Source organism: Lactococcus sp. UBA7128 (assembly GCF_002492185.1).
Lineage (GTDB): Bacteria > Bacillota > Bacilli > Lactobacillales > Streptococcaceae > Lactococcus > Lactococcus muris.
Window position 1 is genome coordinate 1 of sequence record NZ_DKXK01000034.1, and the last position, 11,031, is coordinate 11,031.

Here is an 11,031-nt window from a genome sequence, read left to right on the forward strand (position 1 = left end):
AGATAATGCATTCGAAGTTGGTGGCCGTGTTCATGATTACTATAATCGTGACACCGAAAACAAGGATGTCTTTGTCGAAAATTATGGGGAGGAACCTGTCATGGCACGGATTCGTCTGTCTGAGTTTATGGCGATTCGAGCCCGTGGAGAAGAGGAGTTCAACTCCATAGTGCCAACTGCCGTTCGGGAGAGCGTAGAGACCTGGACGACCTACATCCCCTCAACAGAAAGCCTCAGTATCCGCACGGGGGACTCTGCCGTCTTTAACCAATATAGTAACTTGACCTTTGGTTGGCCCCGTCAAGGAGAACGTGCGCCTTGGTACTTGCCCACCTTCAACCGCGATTCAGAAGATTTGATGACGGCTGCAGCGGGGCATGCGCGAGACTACATCGCTGGCGATAGTGCCACAGACGGTGAGACAGATGGGGCCACTCATCCGGGTACGGGTGAGGATGCCTACTGGCAAGAAGGAGAGAGTTATACGAATGGTCAGGGGCCAACAAGTACAGTTTGGCCGGGAGCATCGGATGGTACAGAACGTACAACAGCCCAACACTTGGCGCAAGACCATGCACCAATAGACCTAGAAGAATGGGCAACACTTTCCAACGAAGAGAAAATCGGCAACTTCTGGGTTATCGACCATGAAACAGGCTGGGCTTACTGGGCAAATCAACTCAATGAAGGCCAAGCCAGCTCATATCTGCTTGATGCAGCGGAGATGACAGAGGCGGCACATGATATCCGTGGTTCTTATTACTACGCTATCCATGTGGACAGTCAGTTGATTACGCCGGACAGTGATTTTGAAGATGAACCGACATCAGGAGAGGTGAGCAACCTTCTTGAAGTTATTAGAAGTCATGGAGATGGGAATCCTTCCTCTGATGCTCCTGTATCTGCTTTTAACTTTAGTTCCATGGAGCCAGGGCGTATCTTTACCATGGCTGGAGAAGAATACCGTTATCTTGATGATATGAGTGAGGGGAATCATATGATTATAAAAAATGAAGGTATCTTTGCGGGCGTACCTATAAATACAGATTTCCATGCTCATCAAGATTGGTATGATGCCCTTAATGATATGGTCAAGGCTATTGTTCAGCCTGTGGCAAATCCACTTATGACACCTACGTTTTCTGCCAGTGAGCTCATATGGGAACAAAAAGAGAGCAATAATTGGATACCTACTAATCTAGAAGATTTCTCAATTCAAGCAGAAGATTTGACGGCAGTGAGTCTTGAAGGGCGAAGAGGAGCATTTTCTCTTTCTTTGGCAGATGTGACCCGTTTGTCACAAAATGGTAGCTTTAGTAACCTTGCGGACCGTACAATTCCCTCTGGTAGCTCATGGTCCACACGTACTCGAGCTAATCCTAATCCAATGGGTAACCCTCCTAGTCAGATTGTAGTAAATGCTTCAGGAGCACTACGAGTTGATAGTGGAACTATACCTCATCGCGCTCGCCCCGCCCTCATCATCCACCAATCCACAACTTAAAAAACAGAAAAACCGCTCACTCTCAGCACATAAGTAGGCTAATAGGGCGGTTTCTTTTTATAAATTTGCGAGAAAGACACTAGCTTTTAGCTTAAGGACTCACTTCCCACTCGAATTTTCCAAACTAAAAATCATACAGTTCTGTCGAAAGATAGCGTTCGCCATTATCTGCGGACAGAACCAGCACTTTTTTACCTTTACCCAGTTTCTTAGCGACCTCCAGTGCAGCCCAGATAGCCGCACCACTAGAGATACCCACAAGGAAACCTTGATTAAAACCGATTTCGCGAGCAGTGCTAAAAGCTTCTTCGATAGGAACATCGATGACTTCATCGTAAGAAGAAGTGTCCAGAGCTTTAGGGATGAAGGGCACTCCAATACCTTGAATTTTATGAGGTTGGGGTTGTCCGCCATTTAAAAGTGGGGAAGTGGCTGGCTCAACAGCATAACTTCTAAGTGCAGGATTGGCTTTTTTCAGAGCATGCGAAACACCTGAAATTGTCCCACCAGTCCCAACGCCTGCAACAAAGGCATCTAAACCAGTTTTACCAAAAGTTTCGAGTATTTCCACAGCAGTGCTTGCTTCATGAGCAGCTGGATTAGCTGGATTTTCAAACTGAAGGGGAAGGAACCAGCCGTTTTCCTTTGCGAGGCGTTCTGCTGTAGCAATGGCTTCATTCATTCCGCCAGCTGCTGGTGTCAAGACAAGCTCAGCACCGTAAGCTTGAATCAACTTACGGCGTTCCACAGAGAAAGTTTCAGGCATAACGATAACAACCTTGTATCCCAGAGCAGCACCTACAAAAGCAAGGCCGATGCCTGTATTGCCAGATGTGGGTTCGACGATAGTGCCGCCAGCTTGTAAAAGACCATCAATTTCAGCCTGACGAATCATATTGAGCGCGATACGATCTTTTACAGAACCACCGGGATTAAAGGCTTCAAGCTTGACATAAACTTCTGCACTATCTGCAGGAAGATTTCTAAGCTTAATAACGGGTGTTTGCCCGATAAGTTCCGTGATATTTTCATAAATTTTAGACATAAAATTCTCCTTTTTATCCCTAAGGACTCTTTTCTCTATTATAAAACTTACTCTACCACTTTTACATAAAAAAAGCGAATAAAGATTATAAAATTATCATATAACAAATTGTATAGGTTTACATTGACTAGCAAATAGTATATACTTAGAATTAATAAATATTTTATTTATGGAGTTTTTGTAGAATGAGAACAAAGCACAAATTTTTATTTGGTGCAGCAGCAGTTGCACTCACCAGTCTTGGAGCGGTAAAAGCACAAGCAATGTCTGTACAGGAGTTAGCAGAAGCAGCGACGCCTGTTGCTAACGAATACGGTCTTTATCCGTCTGTGATGATTGCGCAGGGAATTTTAGAGAGCAGTGCAGGCCAAAGTGCTCTGGCTGTCAATTATAACAATATCTTTGGTGTAAAATATACATCGGGAACTCCTGTTTACCTTCCAACACAAGAGTTTATTGATGGGCAGATGCAAAATGTTGTTGAGCCCTTCCAAGCTTATGGTTCAGTTGCTGAAGCTTGTGTAGCTCAAGCGCAACTTTTGCGAGGTTCATTCTTGTATTCTGGTGTTTGGCGTGAAAACACGAGCTCTTACCAAGATGCAACGGCTTGGTTGCAAGGCCGTTATGCAACAGACCCAAATTATGCCGCAAAACTCAATGCTTTAATTGCAGAGTATGGCTTGACGGCCTATGATGGAGGTGGTGTTGCTGCGCCTTCAACCACAAGTTACGCTACCGCATCACCTACATCAACGCCTGCTAGCAGTGCTTATGGTTTGCAGTCCTACACTGTGAAAAAAGGTGATACTGTCTATGACATTGCAGCGCAATATGGTGTAACCATGGATGCCATCCTCGCTCAAAATGGACTTCAAGCTACAGACCATATCATGATAGGTCAAGTTCTTCAGATTCCTTTAGCAGCTGCCTCTACCACGGTTTCAACTTCTGCCTCAGCAGTTTCTCGTACATACACTGTTCAGTCTGGTGACACTTTAACTTCGATTGCTTCGGTCTATGGGTTGACGGCAGATGAACTTGCAGCTATGAACGGTATCACAGGAAATATCTATCCAGGGCAAACTTTATCTGTCTAATATATCCTATCGTGAAGCTTTATTAGCTTCACGATTTTTTTATTCTAGTTAAAAATAGAGTAATATCGTATCTATTTGTTTTGTCCCAGTTGATGTATGGAACGCAAAAATAAAGTGGTGAGCACAAAAGAACATTATAAAAAGACCTCATGCTGATAGGACCACCAAAAGTTAGACTGAAAAAACTAGCCTTTGGAGTGCGTATCCGTGTGAGGACTTTTATATTAAAAAAATGGATTATACAGTTTTTCTTTTCCAATAGTAGTATTTGGACCATGACCAGGATAAACAATATAGTCATCTGGCAGAGAGAAAAGCTCTTGTTTAATAGAGTGAAGGAGCTGTTCATGATTTCCACCGATCAAGTCTGTTCTGCCAATTGAACCTGAAAAAAGAGCATCTCCAGAAAAAACGATTCCTTCTTGTTCAAAGACAAAACTTACTCCACCGGGAGAGTGACCGGGTGTATGCTGAACAGAGAACTCTAACCCTGAAAAATTATAAGGTGTATTGCAGCTATAATATTCATCCACGATTGTTTTACAAGTTACGGGTTTACCCATCATTGAAGCGGAAGCGTTAAGCTCGGGATGCGTAAGCCAATCTTTTTCGCTTTCATGCAGCAGAACTAAAGCTTTGGGATAGGCTTCCTTGATGGTGTCCAGTCCCATGATATGGTCAAAATGAGCATGAGTGAGTAAAATAGCAGCAAGAGGTTTATTGATTTCTTTGAGTTTCTCAAGGATTTTATCAGGCTGACTGCCTGGGTCAATAAGTAAGCTAAAAGTAGAATTACTCAGGATATAAGCATTTTCCTGAGCAATTTCACTGACGATTTTATTGATCTTCATAGATTAATTTCCTGTTGCAGCAAGTTCAGAACCTTGTTTTATAACGTCAGTAGGCATCTGCCAGTCTTCAACAGATGTTGGATCGGGATAAAGATCATTCATCATTGCTTTGAAAACTTTGGCGGCAATGTACATATTTTCGCCATAAATAGGCTGGAGCTTGTTCTTGTAACCTGTCCATACAGCCATTGCATACTGAGGCGTGTAGCCGACAAAGTTTTCATCAGGTGCCATGGATCCACCTTGGAGTTGTGCTTGGGTAATACCAGCAGTTTCTAATGCTTGTTGATATTCACTGGCATCATAGTTTGAAGTCCCCGTTTTTCCAGCTTCTGGGAGTCCAGGAGTTTGGGCGTAAAGACCTGTAGAAAGTGCCGGTATTGCTCCGTCATTACCTTTGATTACTCCTTTGAGAATATCAGTAATAATATAGGCTGTAGAAGGCTTCATAGCACGTGTGCGCTCCGGTTCGTAAGTTTTTGTCGAACCATCAGGCATGATGATTTTTGAAACATAGTAAGGTTTAGTATAAATACCATCATTAGCTAAGGCAGCATAAGCAGCAGCCATACGTTCAGAGCTGGCACCATATTGAGTATCCTTACTTCTTGAATTACTTGAAATACCGTTTGAGTATGTCATCGTGCCTGGTTCAAAAGTTGCTTCACCATTGGCATTTGTTCCTGTTTCTACGGCATATTTAAAGCCCAACTTGTTCGCAAACTCGGTAGCTTTGTCAAGTCCAACTGCATTTAATGTTTTGATGGCTGGAATGTTACGTGAAAGGGCTAAAGCCTGTCGCACAGTGATATTTCCGAGATAGCGGTTGTCCCAGTTGTTCAACTGAATGTTCGGAGAGTCTGGATAAAAGTAAGATCCAGAGTCCGAGATAGTTTGAGCAGTACTTGTGTAAATACCATTATCGAAAGCTGGGGCATAGTCAACCAAAGGTTTTACTGTTGAGCCCCAGTCGCGGTCTACCGCAGTAGCCTGATTGAAACCAAAAGGAGTAATTTCGCGCTTACGACTGCCGATTTGAGCAGCTACACCACCTGTTTGTGTGTCAATGAGGGTTGAAGCGACTTGGAGCTCGTCATCTGTGAAAGGAACAGAATCATTAGTATTGACAATGTTGAAGAGGTCATTTTGAGCTTTACTGTCAAGTGTTGTATATATCTTTAAGCCAGCATTTGGAGCATCTAGTCCTGTTTCTTGATTGGCCTGTTTGATGGCTTCTGTGATAAAGTCATTAGCGTACTCAGGAATATTTGCGCCGCCTTTTAATGTTTGAAGACCATCATCAATGGGCGTGTTAAGCGCTTCATCTCTTTGTTTTTCCGTAATTTTACCAAAGCGATACATGGAATTGATAACCAGATCACGACGATACTTCGCAGCTTCTGGATTTTTATAAGGGTTGTAGGTATTTGGTGCTTGAGGCATCCCTGCCAGCAATGCAAGTTGCGCAATAGATAACTGGGTTAACGGCTTGTTATAGTAAGCCTTGGAAGCAGTTCCCATACCATAATAGCCATTAGCCATGTTGACTTTATTGACATAAGCGGTAAAAATTTGCTCCTTAGACCACTCTTGATCAAGCTGTAAAGCAAGCCAAGCTTCTTGAATCTTTACACGCATGGTTTGATCGGAAGAGTCCGTAGAATAAAAAGAGAGCTTAATCAACTGCATGTCTAGGGTAGAACCACCCTGAATATGTCCGCCACGTAAGTTATTTAATAAAGAGCCGACAATACGTATCGGATCAACACCTCGTGTATTAAAAAAGCGGTGGTCTTCAATTGAGGTAACGGCATTGACAAGCATAACAGGAATATTGTCTGTTTGTACTAAGTCGCGTTGTTCTGCCCCAAGTGTTGCAATAATGTTTTCATCCTTGTCGTAAACAACTGTTGAAGGAGGGGACTCAAGCTTGCTCATATCTAATTTAGGAGCATCTTTTGCATAGTATATAAAAAGTGCACCTGCAGCAACAAAAGTAAAGATGACAGCCGAAAAAATCAGAATTAAAGCCCATTTCAATGTGGAAATGAGTGATCTTTTAACAGCCGTATTTTTCTTTTGACTCGCTTTTGATTTTTTTCGTTTGTTCGTAGAAATTTTAATTCACCTCACAAAGTTTATTAACGATTTCCAAATAGGGAATTCTAGGAATTTGATTGGATGAAAGCGGGTAAGCATGCTTTTTAATATAATCAAGTGGAATGGACTTTAGCCCGTTCTTTTCATGATAAAAGTGAATCAAATTCTCAGAAGGCAAGTAGTAGGTTTCGTCTAAAGAAGCAAAATGTAAAAGAACAAAAGCGATACCTTTTTGCTCAATCACCTTTTTCATATGAACAATTTGATGTTCATGGAAATTTTTCAGAGGAAAACTTGTTTTCTGATGTGTTTCTTTAGCCTCAAAGTCAATATATCTCCCTTGGTAGACTCCGGAATAATCAGTGGTAGAAGCTTGTCTAAAGTAAGCTTCAGTGATTTTTGCCCGGCTACGTTTGGGGTAGTCGACTTTTACGATTTGGATGGGTGTGGGTTTTTTATGAATTACAGCGATATCGTGTGCCAGATAGTAATCATTGGTGGCATTAATCTCGGCTTCAAAGTTCATCCCACGCTTTCCAAATTTTACTGCCGGTTTAGATTTTATCATATTCAGGGAACTTTTCGCAGCGTTATGCACTATTTTTTTCCCAGATGTTTTTTCTGAAAAAGCTTTTCCTTGTTTGTTTAAACCTTGGGGATATTTCAACATAAGTATTTTTCCGTTTATTAAATTGTCACCTCTATTGTATAATGTAATTATAGCATATTTTTTACAGGGAAGTGTCAGTTATGAAAACTTTACTTATCACAGGTTACACAGCTTTTGACTTAGGGATTTTTGATGAAAAGGATATAAAAATAAGTATTATCAAAAAAGCTTTAAAAATGCGCTTGGAAGCTTATTTGGACAATGGTCTTAATTGGGTTATTTTTACTGGTAGTCTGGGTTTTGAATATTGGGCTTTACAGGTTTCCAAAGAGTTGCAGAAGGATTATGATTTTTTCATAGCCAGTATCTTTCCTTTTGAAACGCATGGAAAAAACTGGAATCAAGCCAATCAGGCTAAATTGCAGGAGTTTAAAAATGTAGATTATGTCAAGTATGCCTACGAAAGTTACGAAAATCCCAGTCAATTTCGTCAGTATAACGACTTCTTACTTGAAAATTCGGAAGGCGCCTTAGTTTTATACGATGAAGAAAACGAAACAAAACTGCGTTATATTACAAACAAGATGCAAAAGATACCAAACTATAATATGGACTGGATTAGATTTGAAGATTTGCAAGAAATTTGTGAGGATATGAACAATGTGTGACATAGACATAAATTCTCACACAATAGTAAAAAAACACGCTTTTATTAAACCCTAAATTTTGTTATAATGATTAGCGAAATGATAGCGCTGCTCAAGTTTTAGAATTGTTCACAGCCTAGATAGAATGGGGAAAGAAAGTGGTTGATTTATACTTGTCTCCGTCATGCACAAGTTGTCGTAAGGCGCGTGCATGGTTGGATAAACACGGTGTCCCTTATAAGGAGCACAATATTTTGACACAGCCGATGACGAGTGATGACTTGCGTAAAATTTTGTCAAAAACGGAAAATGGTACGGAAGACATTATCTCGATTCGATCAAAAATATTTCAAAAGCTTGATTTGGACCTTGATGAGTTAACAATTAACGAGTTAATTGATCTTGTGACAAAGTATCCAAATCTTTTGCGTCGTCCGATTATTACAGATGATCGTTTGTTACAAATTGGTTTTAATGAAGATGAGATACGTGCCTTTTTACCTCGTCACTATCGCCGTGCTGAGATGAGGCAAGCTGTGAACGAATTTTAAATGAGATAAAAGGAGAGTGGAAAATTATGAAAACAAATTATCAATATCCACTTGATTTGAGTTGGAGTACTGCTGAAATGACTGCAGTGCTCTCTTTTTTCAATCAAGTTGAAAAATTTTATGAAAGCAAAGTCAATCGGGAAGAATTTTTAGAAAACTACAAAGAGTTTAAACGAATTGTTCCTTCAAAGATGCAAGAAAAGCAACTGGGGCGAGAATTTGAGGAGAACAGTGGTTATTCGCTTTATCGTGCCCTAAAGGAGGTACAGGCTAGTGAAAGACAATACGTTCGCTTTGAAAAAGCTTGAGCAAGCGAAAGTTTGGATCAGAGAAGCGGGCATTTTTCTTCGAGATAATATTCATCAGAGGCTGGAAATTTCTCACAAAAGTAGCTTCAGTGATTTAGTGACAAATTTTGATAAAAAAGTCCAAGAAATTATTATTGAAGAAATTCTCAAAGCCTATCCTGAAGATAAAATTTTGGCGGAAGAGTCAGGAAAGAACCTTGTATCCTTTGACCAATCTCAAGAAAATTTTTGGATTTTAGATCCCATTGATGGAACCATTAACTTCGTTGTACAGCAAGACAACTTTGCTGTGATGCTGGCATATTATGAGCAAGGACAAGCGCAATTTGGCTTAATACTTAACGTAATGGAAGATAAGCTTTACTGGAACAATGCGCACCACGTATTTTGTAACAACAGGAAGCTGGCCTATAAACCTAAAGAGTTGTCAGAAAGTTTACTGGCTATAAATTCCATGATTTACCGTAAAAATTTTTATAAACTGACAGACTTTAGTCTGAAAACTTTAGGTGTGAGAATGTTAGGAAGTGCTGGGATAGCTTACGCAGACTTGCTTGAAGGAAAAATTGTGGGATATTTTAGTCGCTTACAACCATGGGACTATGCTGCAGGAAGTATTTTGGCTGGAAAACTTGGTTTTGTGACCAAGACCTTTGAGGGAGAAGAGCCAAATCTTACAGACTGTCAGTATATTTATAGCCTGCCGCGACATTTAGTGGAACAGTTGATACAAGAAACGGACGTAATCCTGTAAAGTTGACGAAATGATTCATTGTGCTATAATTTAGGTTGTCTTTTAGAATAAAGAAGTTATAGGAATGAACAAATGGATAAAATAATTGTCAAGGGCGGTAATACACGCCTTAAAGGAACTGTAGAAATCGAAGGTGCAAAAAATGCCGTTCTACCTTTGCTTGCAGCAACGCTTTTGCCAAGCGAGGGAGAAATTGTTCTTCGGAATGTTCCTATTCTGAGCGATGTCTATATGATGAATAACTTAGTGGATCATCTTGGAGTAGATTTGGAGTTTTCAGAAGAAAACAAAGCAGTTAAAGCACAAGCAGCTGCAAAGGTAAAAATAAAGGCACCTTATGAATTTGTAAGTAAGATGCGTGCCTCCATTGTCGTAATGGGGCCTATCCTTGCGCGCAATGGTCATGCTCGTGTTTCGATGCCGGGCGGCTGTTCTATCGGTTCACGTCCCATTGATTTACACCTGCGAGGCTTTGAATTGATGGGAGCTGAAATCACTCAAGAAGCTGGCTATATTGAAGCCAAGGCTGAGAAACTTCGTGGGGCTTACATTTATCTAGATTTTCCATCGGTTGGGGCTACACAAAACTTGATGATGGCAGCAACTTTGGCAGAAGGCACAACAACTTTGGAAAACGCTGCACGTGAACCTGAGATTGTTGATTTGGCCAACTGGCTCAATAAGATGGGAGCAAATGTCAAAGGTGCGGGAACGGATACCATCATCATCAAAGGGGTTGAAAAAATGCATGGGGCCAACCACGCAGTAGTCCAAGACCGTATCGAAGCTGGAACCTTCATGGTAGCAGCTGCAATGACACAAGGTGATGTCCTAATCAAAGATGCTGTTCGTGAGCATAACCGACCGCTGATTTCAAAATTGATTGAGATGGGGGTGGAGTTCGTCCAAGAAGCTGAAGGGCTCCGTGTTATCGGTCCTAAAGTTTTAAAACCAACCAATGTCAAAACTTTGCCACATCCAGGTTTTCCAACAGATATGCAATCACAGATGACTGCTGTGCAAGCTATTGCAAATGGTGAATCAACGATGATTGAAACAGTCTTTGAAAACCGTTTCCAGCACTTGGAAGAAATGCGCCGTATGGGATTGACTGTCGATATCACGCGAAACACAGCCATTATCCAAGGGACACGTAAGTTGCAAGGTGCCCAAGTTAAGTCAACAGATTTACGCGCGAGTGCAGCTTTGATTTTGTTAGGAATGGTAGCCCAAGGGCAAACTACCGTTCGTAAATTAAATCACCTTGATCGTGGTTACTATCGATTTCATGAAAAATTAAAATCACTTGGAGCAGATATTGAACGTGTTCCAGAACTTGAGGAAATAGATGATTAAAAAAACGATTAAAGTCTTAGGGATTCGCCTTTCTTTGCTCCTCTTAGTCCTTGTTCTTGTAGTTGTAGCAGTAGCAACAGGCCTAATGCTAGGTTATGGTGTGCTTGGAGGAGGACAAGCAACTCGCGTTTTCAGCGGAAACTTATGGCAAGAGGTACTACAACGTTTAAATCCGTAAAAAGAGTTTTGGTTCTGTATAATCTGTGGT

12 protein-coding genes are annotated in these 11,031 nt (G+C 41.1%); 8 read left to right on the forward strand and 4 right to left on the reverse strand.

Going from position 1 to position 11,031, the window contains the following annotated elements; genetic code table 11:
• Positions 1-1,504: hypothetical protein (locus tag B4H39_RS04250; RefSeq protein ID WP_286927523.1), on the forward strand; the 1,504-nt coding region annotated here is incomplete at its 5' end.
• Between the two features lie 124 nt (positions 1,505-1,628).
• Here B4H39_RS04250 and cysK read toward each other — a convergent pair.
• A complete protein-coding gene (gene cysK, locus B4H39_RS04255; RefSeq protein ID WP_251423788.1) occupies positions 1,629-2,549 on the reverse strand; it encodes a cysteine synthase A in 921 nt (306 codons plus the stop codon).
• Between the two features lie 185 nt (positions 2,550-2,734).
• On the opposite strand from cysK, the gene B4H39_RS04260 reads away from it, so the two are divergent.
• Positions 2,735-3,646 (forward strand): LysM peptidoglycan-binding domain-containing protein, encoded by a 912-nt coding sequence (locus tag B4H39_RS04260; protein WP_251423791.1) that lies wholly within the window; start codon positions 2,735-2,737, stop codon positions 3,644-3,646.
• 224 nt (positions 3,647-3,870) lie between these two features.
• Here the strand turns inward: B4H39_RS04260 and B4H39_RS04265 are convergent, their stop codons facing one another.
• The 3 genes from B4H39_RS04265 to recU all read right to left on the reverse strand — a co-directional run bounded on the left by B4H39_RS04265 (position 3,871) and on the right by recU (position 7,267).
• Positions 3,871-4,497, reverse strand: coding sequence for an MBL fold metallo-hydrolase (locus B4H39_RS04265; protein WP_251423794.1), 627 nt, complete (start codon positions 4,495-4,497; stop codon positions 3,871-3,873).
• 3 nt (positions 4,498-4,500) lie between these two features.
• The gene (locus tag B4H39_RS04270; protein WP_251423797.1) at positions 4,501-6,537 is read right to left on the reverse strand and encodes a transglycosylase domain-containing protein; all 2,037 of its coding nucleotides are present in this window, start codon (positions 6,535-6,537) and stop codon (positions 4,501-4,503) included.
• 79 nt (positions 6,538-6,616) lie between these two features.
• Positions 6,617-7,267 (reverse strand): Holliday junction resolvase RecU, encoded by a 651-nt coding sequence (gene recU / locus B4H39_RS04275; protein WP_202230752.1) that lies wholly within the window; start codon positions 7,265-7,267, stop codon positions 6,617-6,619.
• A gap of 80 nt (positions 7,268-7,347) precedes the next feature.
• Between recU and B4H39_RS04280 the strand changes: the two genes are divergently transcribed.
• The 6 genes from B4H39_RS04280 to B4H39_RS04305 all read left to right on the forward strand — a co-directional run bounded on the left by B4H39_RS04280 (position 7,348) and on the right by B4H39_RS04305 (position 11,001).
• Positions 7,348-7,875 carry an SLOG family protein gene (locus tag B4H39_RS04280; protein WP_251423800.1) on the forward strand — a complete coding sequence of 176 codons (528 nt, stop codon included), beginning with the start codon at positions 7,348-7,350 and terminating at the stop codon, positions 7,873-7,875.
• A 137-nt stretch (positions 7,876-8,012) separates the two neighbouring features.
• Complete coding sequence (gene spx / locus B4H39_RS04285; RefSeq protein WP_202230748.1) at positions 8,013-8,405, forward strand: transcriptional regulator Spx; 393 nt, start codon at positions 8,013-8,015, stop codon at positions 8,403-8,405.
• A gap of 26 nt (positions 8,406-8,431) precedes the next feature.
• Entirely contained in the window at positions 8,432-8,713 is a 282-nt protein-coding gene (locus B4H39_RS04290) for a UPF0223 family protein (protein WP_251423803.1), read from the forward strand.
• Entirely contained in the window at positions 8,679-9,467 is a 789-nt protein-coding gene (locus B4H39_RS04295; RefSeq protein WP_251423806.1) for an inositol monophosphatase family protein, read from the forward strand. The genes B4H39_RS04290 and B4H39_RS04295 overlap by 35 nt, the downstream gene beginning before the upstream one ends.
• Before the next feature lie 72 nt (positions 9,468-9,539).
• Positions 9,540-10,823, forward strand: coding sequence for a UDP-N-acetylglucosamine 1-carboxyvinyltransferase (gene murA, locus B4H39_RS04300; protein ID WP_202230742.1), 1,284 nt, complete (start codon positions 9,540-9,542; stop codon positions 10,821-10,823).
• Complete coding sequence (locus B4H39_RS04305) at positions 10,816-11,001, forward strand: DNA-directed RNA polymerase subunit beta (protein ID WP_202230740.1); 186 nt, start codon at positions 10,816-10,818, stop codon at positions 10,999-11,001. The genes murA and B4H39_RS04305 overlap by 8 nt, the downstream gene beginning before the upstream one ends.
• Positions 11,002-11,031: the final 30 nt, after the last annotated feature.

Coding starts and splice junctions, on each gene's coding strand:
- murA (WP_202230742.1), top strand. CDS start 9,540: ATGGATAAAATAATTGTCAAGGGCGGTAATACACGCCTTAAAGGAACT.
- B4H39_RS04260 (WP_251423791.1), top strand. CDS start 2,735: ATGAGAACAAAGCACAAATTTTTATTTGGTGCAGCAGCAGTTGCACTC.
- recU (WP_202230752.1), bottom strand. CDS start 7,267: ATGTTGAAATATCCCCAAGGTTTAAACAAACAAGGAAAAGCTTTTTCA.
- B4H39_RS04290 (WP_251423803.1), top strand. CDS start 8,432: ATGAAAACAAATTATCAATATCCACTTGATTTGAGTTGGAGTACTGCT.
- B4H39_RS04305 (WP_202230740.1), top strand. CDS start 10,816: ATGATTAAAAAAACGATTAAAGTCTTAGGGATTCGCCTTTCTTTGCTC.
- cysK (WP_251423788.1), bottom strand. CDS start 2,549: ATGTCTAAAATTTATGAAAATATCACGGAACTTATCGGGCAAACACCC.
- B4H39_RS04280 (WP_251423800.1), top strand. CDS start 7,348: ATGAAAACTTTACTTATCACAGGTTACACAGCTTTTGACTTAGGGATT.
- B4H39_RS04265 (WP_251423794.1), bottom strand. CDS start 4,497: ATGAAGATCAATAAAATCGTCAGTGAAATTGCTCAGGAAAATGCTTAT.